Source organism: Solwaraspora sp. WMMA2059 (genome assembly GCF_027497315.1).
Lineage (GTDB): Bacteria > Actinomycetota > Actinomycetes > Mycobacteriales > Micromonosporaceae > Micromonospora_E.
Genome location: NZ_CP114908.1, coordinates 428413 through 442602 on the forward strand (window position 1 = coordinate 428413; position 14190 = coordinate 442602).

Sequence of the window (14190 nt, forward strand, 5' to 3'; positions counted from 1 at the left end):
CGCGAGTATGGCTACGCCCCGTTACGGCCGACCGGTCCATGACGTCGGTAGCTCCCTTTCCGCGCCACCGCGCCCGATGAAGAGGAGAGTCCCTTGCTCGACGAACGCGACATCCGAGCCCTGCTCACCCTGCGCGGCTCCGAACGAGAAGGGCTGTTCGCCCAGGCCCGCGCAGTCCGCGCCGACGTGTACGGCGACCAGGTGGTAGTACGCGCGGTTATCGAGGTGACGAACCTGTGCCGAGTCGACTGCGACTTCTGCCCGATGCGTCGATCCAACACCCGCGCCAACGACGTGTTCCACCAATCACCTGCCGAGATGATCGAGACGGCGGTCGGCGTGCACGCCCTCGGCGTCAACGTGATCTGCCTGCAAGGTGGCGAGGTGCCGCAGACCACCAGATCGGTCGGGACAGCACTGTCCACGATCGCCGACCTGTACGGCGGCAGAGTGGAACTGCTGTTGAATCTCGGCAACAAGACTCGTGCGGAGTACGCCTGGCTACGTGAGCAGGGCGCGACGAGCTACATCATCAAGCACGAGACCTCCGATCCGAACCTGCACCTACGGGTGCGACACGAGGCCCTTGACCGGCGTCTTTCGTGCACGGCGGACCTCCTGGACCTCGGCTACCGCGTCGGCTCGGGGATGATCGTCGGCCTGCCCGGCCAGACACTGGACAGCATCGCGCGGGACATCGTGATGTGCCGGGACATGGGCGTACACATGATGTCGGCGGCCCCGTTCGTCCCCGCGCCGGACACCCCCTTGGCTGACGCACCCGCCGGGGACGTTGAGCTGACCCTGAAGGTGATCGCAGCGATGCGGCTCGCGCAGCCGGCATGGGCGATCCCCTCGGTCAGCGCCATGCGCGCCAGCGTCGACGGCGGTCAGCGCCGCGGGTTCGACGCCGGGGCGAACGTGATCGTCTTCAACGCCACCCCGGCCGAGTTCCGCGACAAGTACCTGATCTACGGCAAGGAGCGCAAGGTATCCGGCTTCGAGTACGTCATGGACGTGATCGCGCAGGCTGGACTGACGGCGGGCGGTTCGGTGTTCCTCACCGAAGCTGGGAGGTCGTGATGGCGCTTCCCGTGATGGTGGTCGACCACCCGGTGATCATCCTCGCCCGTGGTTTCGGCACTCGGCTACAGGCGGTGGCGCGAGGCAAGCACAAGACCATCGAAATGGTGGGGGACCGTCCGATCCTCGGCTGGATCTTGCAGGAGCTTCAATCTGTCCGGCCCACGCGGCTGTACTTGCACCTGCGCGAGCCTGACGCGAAGGCCGCCGCGCTTGCCTGCAGGCACCTCCAACCGGTGGAGATCAGCATCGGCCCGCCGACCGGCTACCTGCCCGACGTAGTGGACTGCGCTCGCTACGGCGAGCGGTTCAGCGTGATCGAGGCCGACACGATCACCCATCCCGGTGCCCTCCGGAACTTCCTCATCCTCGCCGACCGGCTCGGCCCGCACGCCGACCTGTGCATGGGCGTCGCACCAGCCAGCGCCAACCCGAACGGACCAGCCGTCGTGGTCGACGACAGCGGACTCGTGACCGCCGTCAGCTGGAGCGCCCAACCGTCCGGCCTGGTGCCGTTGGGCGCATGGCACTGGACACGACGCATGGTCGCCGATGCGCCGGACTTCGCGGCCCGATCGACCAGCATCGCCGACTACATCACCTGGAGCATCCCGCGCGGTGCGCTCGTCGCGCCGATCGGCTTCCCCGCCGGGCACAACATCAACTTCCCGGCGGACCTCGACCACGCCCGGCAGCAGATCCGGATGTGGACCACTTACCAAGAACGGAGTGTCACTGCGTGAGCGTCGCCATCGTGACCGGCTCGGCTGGACTCATCGGGTCGGAGACCGTACGCCACTTCGCCAGCCTCGGCCTGGACGTCGTGGGCATCGACAACGACATGCGCCGGTACTTCTTCGGCAAGGACGGCACCACACTGCCCAACGCCATCAAGCTGATCAACGAGCTCGGAGACCGGTACACCCACCTGGAGCACGACATCCGCGACCGCACGGCGCTCGGCAAGGTCTTCGCCCACTACGGCAGCAGTATCGCCGTGGTGGTGCACGCGGCCGGCCAACCAAGCCACGACTGGGCAGTACGCGAACCGTTGACGGACTTCGACGTCAACGCCGTCGGCACCGTCAACATGCTCGAACACACCCGCAACCACTGCCCGGACGCGGCGTTCATCTTCACCTCTACCAACAAGGTCTACGGCGACCGCCCCAACCAGCTTCCCCTCGTCGAGCTGGACACCCGGTGGGAGATCGAACCCGGCCACGAATACGCCGACGGGATCACCGAGGAGATGCCCATCGACTCGTGCCTTCATTCGATCTTCGGCGTCGGCAAGGTCGCAGCGGACATCGCGGTGCAGGAGTACGGCCGCTACTTCGGCCTCAACACCGCCACGTTCCGATGCGGCACCCTAACCGGACCAGCGCACGCAGCGGCCGAGCTGCACGGGTTCCTGGCCTACCTGATGCGCTGCGCCATGGAGCAACGCACATACCGAATCTTCGGGTACCAGGGCAAGCAAGTCCGCGACGCGATCCACTCCCATGACCTGGTCGCCGCGTTCGAGGCGTTCTTCCGCGCACCACGCCCAGGCGAGATCTACAACATGGGCGGCGGCAGGCACTCACACGTCAGCCTGATGGAGGCGACCGCACTCGCCGAGAAGATCACCGGCGAGCAGATGATCACCGAATATCACGAGGAGAACCGGATCGGTGACCACATCTGGTGGGTCGGCAGCACGGCGAAGTTCGCCAGTCACTACCCGAACTGGTGGTACAGCTACGACGTGGAGGCGATCCTGGCCGAGATGTACGAGGTCAACCGGGATACGTGGGTCAACCGGCGGTGATCAGCTCGTGGTACAGCGGAGAGTCCAGGAAGCGCGGGACGATCTCGCCGTAGGCCTGGCCGAACTCCAAGGCGCGCACGTCGGTGCCGGCCACGAATCGCATCGCGGCACCCTCCCCGCAGACCACATCCTCGTCGGTGGCGTCGGTTGGCGCGTAGAAGATCGAGAACTCGCCAACCGCGCCGGGAAACTTCGCCGACGGGGCGAGACCCTGCCAGAACAGGTGCAGCTCATCCACCTTGAGACCGGTCTCCTCGATCAGCTCGCGGTGAGCGGCCGTCAGTGGGTCCTCGCCTGGGTCGACGTTCCCGCCCGGCAAGCACCAGCGGTGCGGGTCTACGTGGGTGTTGCCGTCACGGAGCTGCAACAACACTCGACCTGCCGGATCGACCAAGATCACGCCTGCAATCCGAGCATCCACTCGTTCTGCCACCCGAGCAGCCTACTGCTGCCCTGAAGAAGGGTGGCGTCGATCCCGGCGTTCGGCGACGTGTGCCGTCGGATGTCCGTACCAGCGGCCCTGTGGGCGTACTCGCCGTTTGTGGCTGCGTGCGCAGGGCGGGCGGCCCGACCTCCGCGCCCCCGTTCGGGGTCGGGCCGCCCATCCCACCTTCCCCACCGAACCGCGATGTAGCGGCGATCCCGTGACCTTCGAAAGGGCGGTCCCACCCGTGCGCAGACTCCTCGACCGTGTCCTGTTCCCTCGGCGTACTCGGCGGCAGGCCCGGCTGCTCGCCAGCCTCGCCGACCAGACCCGGCCGCCCGCCCGGCCTCCGGCTGCTGCTGGCGTCGGCGGCGGGTCGCGTCCGCCGGCCCGGCACGGCGGCAACTCCGCCACCCACCTCTACTACGGCGCAAGCGTGGTGCGGCCGTCGATCAGCCCCGGGCTGGTCCGCGACCGGCGGTTCCCGGTCCGCACCCGGCGCGGTTGTGACCCGACCGAGGTACGCGCCTTCCTGCACCTGGTCGCCGACGAGTTGGCGGCGGTGCGGGCCGAGTTGGCGGTCACCCGGGACGAGAACGTGCGGATCAAGCAGGCGTTGCGGGACTGGCAGTCGCGGCAGTTCCAGGCCGGGATGCCGGCCTGATCCGGTCGACCCCGGCCCGCCGGCAGGTGAACACAGTGGACGATGCAGGGGGAGGGGTAGCTTGATGCTGGATGTGGTGCTCGCCGCCATCATCGCGCTGCTGGTCGGCGCGGTGGTCGGGTTCGGTTTGTGTCGGCATCGGCACCGCTGGTGTCCCGGCTGCGGCCGTACCCTGACCTGCCCGGCGTGTCCGACCGGCGGGCTGCTGCCCGCGCAGGTCGAGGCGGCCGGGCGTCGGTGGGCGCCGCAGCCGGCGCGGACCGCGACCCTGCGGCGGACCTGGGTGTGGCCCGGCCGGGCCCGGCGGCGGGTCGGGCGGTGACCGCGCGGGTGGTGGCCGTGGTGGGCCGGGTCGGGCATGTGGCGTGGCGTCCGTCGTGGCGGTGCCGGGCCTGCCGCCGGCCGTGGCCGTGCGAGCCGGCCCGCGCCGAGCTGCTGGCGAGCTTCGACCGGATCGGCCGATGCATGTACGTGGCCGAGCTCGCCGCCGAAGCCGCCCGTGACCTGCCCGGCCTGACTCCGGAGCAGACGTACGCGCGGTTCATCGCGTGGGCGCGGCGGCGGGGGCCGGCATGACGGTCTACCGCACCCGGACCACCACGGCCGCCGCCGCTGTTGCTTCCGGTGGTGGGGTGCCGGTGCCGGCTGCGGCGGTACGGGGCCGGTCGCCGCTGCTGGCGGACGAGTTCTTCCTGCTGGCGCATGATGATGTGACGGGTCGGCCGCGTCTGCCGGCCGGGCCGGTCGGGTACGGTCTGGCCGCCGCGCTGCTGGCCGACCTGGTCGACGCGGGCGCGTTGCGGGTGCACGACGGCCGGTTGTGGCTGGCCGCGCGGCACGTGCCGGTGGACGTGCTCGGCGGCTGGATCCTGCGCTGGCTGGACGCGGAGCCGAGGCACCGGCGGGTGGGGACGTGGTTGGCGTTGCTGGCGCCGCGGGCGCACGGCCAGGTCGCGCGGCGGCTGACCGCGGCGGGCGTGGTCCGGCCCCGGACGGTACGCCGCCGGCTGCTGACCACCGCCGTGGTCCATGTGCCGGCGGACATGAACCGGGCCGCCTGGGCCTGGGCCCGTCTGACCGTACGCCTACAGCGCGGTGAACCGTTGCCGGCTTTTGAGGCGCGGCTGGGCGGGTTGTGTCTGGTGACCGGGCTGGACGACTTCGTGCTCACCGGCCTGCCGGCGGCGGCCCGCCGTCATCTGCACCGGGAGACCGCAGCCCGCCTGCCGGCCGAGATCGCCGAACTGTTCACGATCGCCCGCCACCGCCTCGACGGCGCCGCCCACCGCCGCCGCTGACCCTCCCCACTAACCCTGCTGCATCCCCTTGAAAGATCGAACTACCTGCGTGAACCGACTACCTCGGTGGGACGATACTGGTCCACGATTTGGCTCACGAACCGATCCAACGAACCTTGGGCTCGCTGACCACCATCATCGATGCTGTTGTCGATCTGGTGCACGCGACCGCGCCACCGGAGGTGACGGGCAAGCTGGTGCGAGTCGTCCGAGCCGTAGAGCCCTTGCTCGGCGATGCTGGGTAGCAGGTGGTTGTCCGGCAGGACCAAGGATAGCGTTCCGCCGTCGATGCGGGACTCGGGTGGCTCCGCACGTCGGCGCAGTCGCGTGGCACGCAGTTCCGCCGGCGCAGTTACGTACAGGACCTGGGATCGCGACCGGATGTCATCGAATTCGTACAGCGCCCTAACTAGGTCCGATCGTGCGAACTCAACCAACGTCACCTCCGACTCGTTCAGAGTGTTCCGTACGACGTTGGCGAGCGCACGCAGCGCAGGCGTCAAGACGCTTTCGCTCCCGACGGTGAACGCGCCACCGGGGTATGGCGTGAACCCACCAGTCGTCGTCCCTTCAAGCTTGAGTAGTTCGTGGATGAAGCCCTGGAAGGCGTATGGGTAGTCGCTGAGCGAGCGGCATCGAACCCGGCTGCGCTGGAGCATCTCGACGATAATCTTGCGGAGATGGGATTTCCCGGTTCCAGGGAGTCCGACAACGAATATGACGGATGCACTGTGGCGGAAGGCCAGGTGCGGGAGCACCTTCTCCACCACGCCGTTGCTCAGGCCAAGGTTGTGGCGGGCGGCCTGAAGTGATCGGACGACCTGCGCGACATTGGGGGTCCCGCCTTCTCCGGCCTGGTTGAGAATCTTTTCTGCTATAACCGTTTCGAGGGAGTTTGATGCGCGCCATTCTTTTTCGAAATGGTCGCCGAACACTTGGACCGGGCTGGTGCCGGAGATTCGCGCCGGCTGGTCACGATCCTTGTTGTGATGGTTGACGATCGCGGTCGGTTCGATTCCGTTTTGCCCAGAGAAAATATGGTAGCTAAGGCTTTCTGCGCCTAGGCCGCGCTCGGCGACGTTGACATCGATTCCACGAGAGACAAGTTCAGAGCCTGCTCGCAGACAATTGTCGGAGTCCAAGGTCAGCACGCGGACCCTGCCGCGTTTGTTGATTTCGTCCCACGAGTCCTGGATCTCCGCGACGTGCTTCTCCTGGCCGGCTGGAGACAACCGTGGTGCGACCACGGAGAGCTCTGAGACGCCTACGCGGAGCGACTCCCGGAGTACGCTGCCGAGGTATGTGGCTCGCCAGACGGATCGGACCAACGCGGTCGGAACCCGACGCTTCCGCCACAGGATCCCCAAAATGGTGCCGGTCGCAGCAACGATCAGCCCGCTTGCTACCGGGAAAAGGACGTCGCCCAGAACATCCATGATCGCCACCTCCGTATGCTGCGTCTGGCGTTGCAGGCTGGCATTGCCCTATGCGTGGTCTCGATAAACAGCGATGAAAGTCGATGCTGAACGTTGCGAGGTCCGAGCACCTGGTCCCAGTGACAGGTCTTGGTCTCAGCCGAGTTAGTTGACCCGCCGACTACGCAACGGCTTGCATCTGCCGGCGTCGCTAGCAGGTTGATCAGGATCCCTGTCGGCTTGCGCAAGATCGTCATCCACCTGAGTGAGCTGTCTGATCTCCTCGTGGTCCCGATCAAGATCGCGTTAAACGATCTTGAAGCGTTCGCCAAGCCGCGCCGGCAGCCCTGCGCGAGGCTGACGATTGACTCGTGGAGTTCGAAGTGAGTTCTCGGCGTATAGACCAGACTGCTTGACTGTTCTGGCAGCGCGGTGCCCTGTTTGATGGAGAAGCGCAGCTGCCCAGGCGGTTGACGTGACTGGGCCACGGGTGGGACAGGAACACGCCGTCGCCTGCACGGGTGCCTTGCCGGGTATCCATAGAGGGGTGTGATTTTCGCACCGTAGTAGAAGAGTGGAGCTCCGATGCGTGCGCGGCTGCGAAGCTGGGCAGCGGTGGGCGGCCGGGTGGCCGCTGCCCGCGAGCTGGCCGGGTTCAGCCAGCGTGAGCTGGCCGAACGACTCGACATACACCGTTCGGCGTTGACCCGTGTCGAGCTCGGCCAGCGTCAACTGGACGCGCTTGAGCTGGCACGGATCGCCGAGCTGCTCGGCCGTACCGTCGAATGGTTTCTCACCGCCCCGGCGGAGACCCTCGTCAGCAGGCGGGCCGGGATCTCGGCCGACCAGGACGTGCAGCGACTGGAAGACGCGCTGGACCGCGTGAGCCGCGACGTCGAGCTGCTGTCCGACGTCGGAGCACTGACGATGGCGGCCACAGGCCTGCAATCGGGCGTCACCACACTCGCCGAAGCGGAAGCCGGCGCGGCCGAAGCGCGCGCCCTGCTCGGCTGCGGAGACGGCCCCCTGGTCGACCTGCAGGCGGCGGTCGAGCGGCTGGGCCTGCTCGCGTTCTCGCTCGACCTGGGTCCGGGGGTGATCGACGGCGGCTACCTGCGGGTTGGTCAAACAGGTGTGGCGCTGGTCAACGGTGCCGCGATCGCCGGTCGGCGGCGGGTGAATCTCGCGCACGAGCTCGGTCACCACCTGCTCGCCGATGAGTACACAGCGGACGTCGGTGGCGGCTCCGGCCGGTCCGACCGCGAAGCGCTGATCGACGCCTTCGCGATCCACTTCCTCATGCCACGAACGTCGGTCATTGCCCGCTGGGCCGAGCTGTCGGGCGAGTGGGACCACCCTCGGCAACGGCTGATCGTCCTGGCCGCCGAATACCGGGTGAGCTGGTCGGCGGCCGTTTCCCACGCGTACACCTTGGAGCTGATCTCCCGGGCCGAGTTCGAGCTGCTGCAGGTGCAGCGGCCGACTGCCGGCGACTACCTCGAGGTACGCGGCGCGCGGTTCGCGCAGGAGCTTCGGTCTCCGGCGCTCGCCCCGGCGTACGCGCAGGCGGCGATGCGCGCCTACCGGCGCGGCGTGATCAGCGCGGACCGGGTCGTCGAGCTGCTGCACCGGACCGTGACCCTCGACGACCTGCCCTCCCCGCACCCGATGCCCATCGAAGCGTCGCTGCGAACCAGCAGCCCATGATGGCCAGCTGACAGGTACAGCACGGCAATCGTCACCGGTCGCAAGGAGCACTATGCTCCATGAATTCGTCCAGCACGCCTATCCTGGCCTTGCTGTGGCCTCGTTCTGGGACGACAGCGAGTACGCGCTTGACACCTACGTCGACGCGCCGCCGTCGGACGCTCTGATCGCATCGGTGCAGGCCGAACTGGGCTTCCGTCTGCCGACGTCGTACCTGACGCTGATGAGGTCGCACAACGGCGGGATACCGCGTGACCCGTGCTGCCCTGCGCCGAGCCGGACCACATGGGCGCAGGATCACGTCGCCGTGGACGGCATCATGGGGATCGGGAGGAAGAAGCGATACTCGCTGGCAGGTGAAGCCGGCAGTCGGTTCTGGATCGAGGAATGGGCCTATCCGCCGATCGGCGTGTACTTCGCAACCTGCCCCTCTGCTGGGCACGACATGATCGCGTTCGACTACCGGGACTGCGGCCCGGACGGCGAGCCGCAGGTGGTCCATGTAGATCAAGAGTGGGACTACCAGGTGACCGTGCTCGCCCCAGACTTCGTGTCCTTCCTGCAGGCTCTGCGGCCCGAGAGCGAGTACGACGAGTGCTGAGAGAAGCGGACGTCATGGGATCGCCCGAATCAGTGACGACAGAGCTCGTCGCCCGTACTGCGGGCGGCGGACACGGGTGTCGAGACGGCGGGGACTTCATCGAGGTGAGGCTCAGATACCTCACCTCGCGATTTTGACGTGCGTCAGCCTCACCTCGACGACACATTTGGATGCCAGACCAGCCCGGCTACCCGCCGGCACGTGAGCACGCGCGCCGGCAGTAGGCGCGAGCCAGATCATGATCGATCGGCGTAGTCCGGTGACGACAACGATCGGTGGGCTGGTGGACGCATGGCCAGACGACGACGCACACCGCGGCGCATCCGGCGGGAGGCGCCAGGCTGATCGTTGAGGGCCGACACCTCGAAGGGTTCAAGCTCGGGACGCTCAGCCAGGGCGAGGGCACAGGCATACGGCCTGACGTCCGGCAGCCGCAGCATCATCAGCGTTTGCGCCAGTACGCCGAGCAGCACTGTCCGGTCGGCGTTCGGGTGCCGGGCGGTCGTGGCGAGCAAGCGATTGCGATCCCATCGGTCGAGGTCGTCTGTCGGCAAGGTAGACAGGGTTCGTGCGTCGGCGAGCGGATGTTCGGCGACCGCTTGGCGCACGAACGAGTACGGGCTGGTCGCCAGGGTATGCAACACCGCCTGGTCGATTCGAGGATCGGCGACGAGATCCAGGTAGTCCCGAGGCGAACGCGAGCGGGGCAGCAATTCGTCGATGTCAGCCAGCGCCATACCAGCGTCCGGCGCGACCGGCTGGATGGACGCCGCAGGTCGGGCAGACGCGGCCGGGTCGGTGCCGTTCGTTGCCGCACGCGAGGCAGTGCGTATCGGAGTTGATGCCGGCTGCTTGGCGGTCGAGGACCGCTTGGACGACGGTGTCCAGTGGTGCTGTCGGGTGGTGTTCCGGGTCGGGGCAGTAGGCGATGTCTGACCAGCCCCACGAGTTCCAGGGCGGCGATGTCCGTAAGCACCGCCGGCCAGCCAGCTTCTCCTGACGGCGCTGGCCGGCGTACTCGGCTGCGCGGGGCAGGACCACGTCGCGTACCCGCTGCAGTTCGTCGACGGCGCGGACGAGCGCGCCGGGGTCGTCGTCGGGCCGGCGTGGGATGCGCGCGGAGGCGACCAGGTAATGCCAGGTGGCGCGGAATCCGTACGGCGCGCAGTGCTGGGTGCACTCCCGCAACGCGGACAGCCTGCGTTGTGGCGCAAGCGTGCTGTCGCGTACGCGGCGCGCCTGCGCCGGGAAGCTGGTCATGGACCCGATCATCGCCCTCGCCGTAACGCGGCGCGACAGGGTTCTCTGGCCGGACCATCTCGCGGGGCTTGGTCGCCGGTAGCTCTATGTTCAGGCAGCGTTGAGCTTTCGCAAGACGTACTGGTTGAGGCTCATGCCATCCTCAGCGGCGCGGATAGCCAGTTCGCGGTGCAGGCTCTCTCCGACGCGGAGGTTGAACTTGCCTGAGTAGCTGCGGTCAGCGAACGGCTGCGGCACCTGCTCGCCCTGCTCCTCCATGTCGGCGAGCACTTCACGCAGTAGATCCTGGATTCCCTGGAGAGCCTTGATCTGGGTGGATGCTAGCCACGAGAGGGATGGGAACTCGGCGCAGGTAGCGAGAAACTCGCCGTCCTCGGCCGACCACGTGACGCGGTAGGTGAAGTGAGACACCTTGGGCCGGTCAGCGGACTGCATCACAGCACCTCCTTCTTCTCGATCGCCTTGAGCACCTGCCGCACCTGATACGCCTTGGCCTTTCCTTTGTCGTTTTGGATATTGACTCGAGGGTCGCCCGGCCAGGGCATCTTGAACACGGCATGGGAGCTGCTGTCTTGTCGCGGCTTCCCGAAGTAGTGCTCGCACACCCGGTAGAGGTCGTTGTAGGCGATGTTCTGCTGGCTTCTTCGCATCGCTTCAACGAGCTTCTCTACGGACGGCATGGGTCGATGGTACCGCTGGTGGTACTACACCTGCAACCTGTCGAGGTATGCAAGGCGTACCAGATCTTGCCGATCTATCCTTCAGTAGTGCGATTTTCGCACCATTGAGGCGGGAGTGGGGCTGTGATGCGTGCACGGCTGCGAAGCTGGACAGCGGTGGGTGGCCGGGTGGCAGCCGCCCGCGAGCTGGCCGGGTTCAGCCAGCGTGAGCTGTCCGAACGACTCGGCATCCACCGCTCGGCGTTGACCCGTGTCGAGCTCGGCCAGCGTCAACTGGACGCGCTCGAGCTGTCGCGGATCGCCGAGCTGCTCGGCCGTACCGTCGAGTGGTTTCTCACCGTCCCGGCGGAGACCCTCGTCAGCAGGCGGGCCGGGATCTCGGCCGACCATGGCGTGCAGCGACTGGAAGACGCGCTGGACCGCGTGAGCCGCGACGTCGAGCTGCTGTCCGACGTCGGAGCACTGACGATGGCGGCCACAGGCCTGCAATCGGGCGTCACCACACTCGCCGAAGCGGAAGCCGGCGCGGCCGAAGCGCGCGCCTTGCTCGGCTGCGGAGACGGCCCCTTGGTCGACCTGCAGGCGATGGTCGAGCGGCTGGGCCTGCTCGCGTTCTCGCTCGACCTGGGTCCGGGGGTGATCGACGGCGGCTATCTGCGGACCGGTCAAGTGGGCGTGGCGCTGGTCAACGGTGCCGCGATCGCCGGTCAGCGGCGGGTGAATCTCGCGCACGAGCTCGGTCACCACCTGCTCGCCGACTAGTACGCGGCGGACGTCAGTGGCGGCTCCGGCCGGTCCGAGCGGGAAGCGTTGATCGACGCCTTCGCGATCCACTTCCTGATGCCCGGGCCGTCAGTCAGGTCCCGCTGGGCCGAGCTGTCGGGCGAGTGGGACTACCCCCGTCAACGACTGTTCGTCCTGTCGGCCGAGTATCGGGTGAACTGGTCGGCGGTTGTTTCCCACGCGTACACCTTGGAACTGATATCCCGGGCCGAGCGCGACCTGTTGCAGGCGCAGCGGCCGACCGTCGGCGACTACATCGAGGTACGTGGCGCGCGGTTCGCGCAGGAGCTTCGGTCGCCGGCGCTCGCCCCGGCGTACGCGCAGGCGGCGATGCGCGCCTACCGGCGGGGCGTGATCAGCGCCGACCGAGTCGTCGAGCTGCTGCACGGCACCGTGACCCTCGACGATCTGCCCACCCCCGCATCAGATGCCCATCGAAGCGCGGCTGACGGCCGACGTGCATCGAGGTGACGCTCGGACACCTCACGGGGCAATTTTGACGTGCGTAGGCGTCACCTCGACGGAGCATCCGAAGCGGCTGCTGGAGTTGTACGAGCTCCGGGCTGCGACCACAGCCGCCTGGAGGTGCCCGGCCTCGACTCCGCGAACGTTGAGCGGCGGGTGCACGCTCCGGACAAAGTTGGGCCTCGATCGTTTCCGGCTCCGCGGCCTCCGCCCAGGTCAGGCGCAGGTTTGCGGGCATCCACGCGGTCAGCCGGTTTCACCCTCAGGGATCAGGACCACCCGATCGGTCCAGGTTGTCCGGTACCCCTCGGACACCAGATGCCCGGCCAACGTACGACGCAAGGTCGAACTGCCCGAACGCCCCTGGTGCTGGCGGACCGATCAGCGGGCTGCGCGCTACCGGCGGCACGTGGTCAGTTGATTGCGCCCTACGATTGTTCGCCGGGACCCAACAGCCGAGCGCCATGGAGCAGATATGCCGTTGACGCTGCGCCATGCCCTGGATGATCCGCCGCTGCGGCCGCTGCGGCCGCTGCCGGCTCCGGTCGGTGACCTTCTGCTCAGGCTCGACGCGCCGCCGCGGCTGGCCGCGCATCTGCGCGCCGTACACGACGTCGCCGCCCAGCTCACGGACTGGCTGACCGTTCACTACCCGACCCTGACCGTCGACCGCGACGCCGTACTCTTCGGCGCAGCCACCCACGACATCGGCAAGACCGTTCACGTGGCGGAGCTCTCCGGGCCGGGTTCGGGGCACGAGCCGGCCGGTCAACAGCTTCTGCTCGACGCCGGCATCGATCCGTACCTGGCACGCTTCGCCGCGACGCACGCCAGTTGGCAGTCGCCCGGCATCGAGTGCGAAGACCTGCTCGTCAGCCTCGCCGACAAGATCTGGAAAGCCAAACGGGTCGTCGACCTCGAACAACTCGTCGTCGACCGTCTCGCTGCCGCCTCCGGGCAGGAACCCTGGCAGGCCTTCGTCAACCTCGACGATCACCTTGACGGCATCGCGGCGGACGCTGACCAGCGGCTCGCCTTCCAGAACAGCTACCCCATCACGGACGGCTGACGTCGGTGCGCGGTTCGTTGGCGGTCTATCCCGGTACGTTCGACCCGTTCACCCCGGGGCACGGCGACCTGGTGGCCCGTGCCCGGGTGATGTTCGACCGGATCATCGTGCTGCTGGCGGTGAACGCCGACAAGCAACCGACCGCCGAGGCCACGGCCAGGGCGGTACGCGTGCGCGACGCCCTCCCGGCGGACTGGGGCAACGTCGAGGTCGACGCGTGGGCCGGCCTGACCGCCACCTACTGCCTGCGCCGTGGTGCCACGGTCATCGTCCGTGGCGTGCGTACGGCTGCAGACGTCCACTACGAGCACCAGCTCGCCGCGATGAACGAGCGGCTCGGTGTCCGGACCGTCTGGTTGCCGACCCGTCCGCAGCTGGCCGCCATCTCGTCCACCGTCGCACGAGCACAGCATGCGGCGAAGTCGGCCCGTGCGTCGTACGACGCTGGGGGTCGGGTCAGTTCTCCACGAGGGTCCGCAGTGTCCGGCGAAGCTGACTTGTCGCACTCGGACTGATCCCGGCCAGGAACGCGCTCTCGGCCTTCCCGTACGCCACCTGTGCCGCGTCGTAGGTCTGCAACCCCTGTTCGGTGAGCTCAACGACGTTCCTGCGCCGGTCCGTGGGGTCCGGTCGTCGCGTGATGATGCCCTTGCGCTCAAGTACATCCAGCAAGGCGACCATCGTGGTGCGGTCGATACCGAGGGTCTGCGCCACCTGCAGCTGCGAGGTCGGTTCCCGGTGGGCCAGGACCCGGAGCGCTCCGAAGTCCTTGCTGTCGATCCCCAGTGGCTCGAGCGCTGCGTCGGTCAACGCGGTGAGCTTCAGGGCCGCGTGCTTGAGGAGGTACCCCAGGACCTCGTGCGGGTCAGCGGTGGCGCTCGGCTCGGTGGACACGGCTCCCATCTTAGGGCATAGTCTGATCGTCAGT

The 14190-nt window shown here is 67.7% G+C and carries 21 protein-coding genes; 14 read left to right on the forward strand and 7 right to left on the reverse strand.

The genetic code is table 11. The features are described from left to right. The first annotated feature begins 93 nt into the window (after window positions 1-93). From O7553_RS01940 to O7553_RS01950, 3 genes are read left to right on the forward strand one after another with little or no spacing between them, the layout of a single operon-like run. Window positions 94-1083 carry a radical SAM protein gene (locus tag O7553_RS01940; RefSeq protein ID WP_281553188.1) on the forward strand — a complete coding sequence of 330 codons (990 nt, stop codon included), beginning with the start codon at window positions 94-96 and terminating at the stop codon, window positions 1081-1083. Beyond that, complete coding sequence (locus O7553_RS01945; protein WP_281553189.1) at window positions 1083-1826, forward strand: hypothetical protein; 744 nt, start codon at window positions 1083-1085, stop codon at window positions 1824-1826. Before O7553_RS01940 ends, O7553_RS01945 begins: the two co-directional genes overlap by 1 nt. Beyond that, window positions 1823-2896, forward strand: coding sequence for an NAD-dependent epimerase/dehydratase family protein (locus O7553_RS01950; protein WP_281553190.1), 1074 nt, complete (start codon window positions 1823-1825; stop codon window positions 2894-2896). The genes O7553_RS01945 and O7553_RS01950 overlap by 4 nt, the downstream gene beginning before the upstream one ends. Here O7553_RS01950 and O7553_RS01955 read toward each other — a convergent pair. Next, complete coding sequence (locus O7553_RS01955) at window positions 2883-3317, reverse strand: NUDIX domain-containing protein (protein WP_281555423.1); 435 nt, start codon at window positions 3315-3317, stop codon at window positions 2883-2885. The genes O7553_RS01950 and O7553_RS01955 overlap by 14 nt on opposite strands. A gap of 250 nt (window positions 3318-3567) precedes the next feature. Between O7553_RS01955 and O7553_RS01960 the strand changes: the two genes are divergently transcribed. From O7553_RS01960 to O7553_RS01975, 4 genes are all read left to right on the forward strand, one after another. After that, a complete protein-coding gene (locus O7553_RS01960; protein WP_281553182.1) occupies window positions 3568-3984 on the forward strand; it encodes a DivIVA domain-containing protein in 417 nt (138 codons plus the stop codon). 61 nt (window positions 3985-4045) lie between these two features. Further along, a complete protein-coding gene (locus O7553_RS01965; protein ID WP_281553183.1) occupies window positions 4046-4306 on the forward strand; it encodes a hypothetical protein in 261 nt (86 codons plus the stop codon). Beyond that, on the forward strand, window positions 4303-4560 hold the full coding sequence (locus tag O7553_RS01970; protein ID WP_281553184.1) for a flavin reductase: 258 nt from the start codon (window positions 4303-4305) through the stop codon (window positions 4558-4560). Before O7553_RS01965 ends, O7553_RS01970 begins: the two co-directional genes overlap by 4 nt. Then, entirely contained in the window at window positions 4557-5282 is a 726-nt protein-coding gene (locus O7553_RS01975) for a GPP34 family phosphoprotein (protein WP_281553191.1), read from the forward strand. Before O7553_RS01970 ends, O7553_RS01975 begins: the two co-directional genes overlap by 4 nt. Before the next feature lie 41 nt (window positions 5283-5323). On the opposite strand, the gene O7553_RS01980 is transcribed toward O7553_RS01975, so the two are convergent. Then, window positions 5324-6727 (reverse strand): hypothetical protein, encoded by a 1404-nt coding sequence (locus tag O7553_RS01980; protein ID WP_281553192.1) that lies wholly within the window; start codon window positions 6725-6727, stop codon window positions 5324-5326. A gap of 210 nt (window positions 6728-6937) precedes the next feature. On the opposite strand from O7553_RS01980, the gene O7553_RS01985 reads away from it, so the two are divergent. From O7553_RS01985 to O7553_RS01995, 3 genes are all read left to right on the forward strand, one after another. Next, window positions 6938-7084 carry a hypothetical protein gene (locus tag O7553_RS01985; RefSeq protein ID WP_281553193.1) on the forward strand — a complete coding sequence of 49 codons (147 nt, stop codon included), beginning with the start codon at window positions 6938-6940 and terminating at the stop codon, window positions 7082-7084. 198 nt (window positions 7085-7282) lie between these two features. Further along, on the forward strand, window positions 7283-8404 hold the full coding sequence (locus O7553_RS01990; RefSeq protein WP_281553194.1) for an XRE family transcriptional regulator: 1122 nt from the start codon (window positions 7283-7285) through the stop codon (window positions 8402-8404). A 52-nt stretch (window positions 8405-8456) separates the two neighbouring features. After that, window positions 8457-9005, forward strand: a complete 549-nt coding sequence (locus tag O7553_RS01995; RefSeq protein ID WP_281553195.1) for an SMI1/KNR4 family protein — start codon at window positions 8457-8459, stop codon at window positions 9003-9005. Window positions 9006-9241: 236 nt separating this feature from the next. Here the strand turns inward: O7553_RS01995 and O7553_RS02000 are convergent, their stop codons facing one another. From O7553_RS02000 to O7553_RS02015, 4 genes are all read right to left on the reverse strand, one after another. Beyond that, window positions 9242-9742, reverse strand: a complete 501-nt coding sequence (locus O7553_RS02000) for a hypothetical protein (RefSeq protein ID WP_281553196.1) — start codon at window positions 9740-9742, stop codon at window positions 9242-9244. Then, window positions 9729-10265, reverse strand: a complete 537-nt coding sequence (locus O7553_RS02005) for a hypothetical protein (protein ID WP_281553197.1) — start codon at window positions 10263-10265, stop codon at window positions 9729-9731. Before O7553_RS02005 ends, O7553_RS02000 begins: the two co-directional genes overlap by 14 nt. Before the next feature lie 90 nt (window positions 10266-10355). Next, on the reverse strand, window positions 10356-10700 hold the full coding sequence (locus tag O7553_RS02010) for a type II toxin-antitoxin system HicB family antitoxin (protein ID WP_281553198.1): 345 nt from the start codon (window positions 10698-10700) through the stop codon (window positions 10356-10358). After that, complete coding sequence (locus tag O7553_RS02015) at window positions 10700-10945, reverse strand: toxin HicA (RefSeq protein ID WP_281553199.1); 246 nt, start codon at window positions 10943-10945, stop codon at window positions 10700-10702. Before O7553_RS02015 ends, O7553_RS02010 begins: the two co-directional genes overlap by 1 nt. Before the next feature lie 168 nt (window positions 10946-11113). On the opposite strand from O7553_RS02015, the gene O7553_RS02020 reads away from it, so the two are divergent. The 4 genes from O7553_RS02020 to coaD all read left to right on the forward strand — a co-directional run bounded on the left by O7553_RS02020 (window position 11114) and on the right by coaD (window position 13777). Next, window positions 11114-11707: an XRE family transcriptional regulator gene (locus O7553_RS02020; RefSeq protein WP_281553200.1), complete on the forward strand. Its 594-nt coding sequence runs from the start codon at window positions 11114-11116 to the stop codon at window positions 11705-11707. 48 nt (window positions 11708-11755) lie between these two features. Further along, entirely contained in the window at window positions 11756-12199 is a 444-nt protein-coding gene (locus tag O7553_RS02025; RefSeq protein WP_281553201.1) for a hypothetical protein, read from the forward strand. Window positions 12200-12674: 475 nt separating this feature from the next. After that, window positions 12675-13262, forward strand: a complete 588-nt coding sequence (locus O7553_RS02030) for an HD domain-containing protein (RefSeq protein WP_348651187.1) — start codon at window positions 12675-12677, stop codon at window positions 13260-13262. Window positions 13263-13267: 5 nt separating this feature from the next. Beyond that, window positions 13268-13777, forward strand: a complete 510-nt coding sequence (gene coaD, locus O7553_RS02035) for a pantetheine-phosphate adenylyltransferase (protein ID WP_281553202.1) — start codon at window positions 13268-13270, stop codon at window positions 13775-13777. Here coaD and O7553_RS02040 read toward each other — a convergent pair. Then, entirely contained in the window at window positions 13719-14156 is a 438-nt protein-coding gene (locus O7553_RS02040; protein WP_281553203.1) for a MarR family transcriptional regulator, read from the reverse strand. The two genes, coaD and O7553_RS02040, sit on opposite strands and share 59 nt — an antisense overlap. Between the last annotated feature and the right edge of the window lie 34 nt (window positions 14157-14190).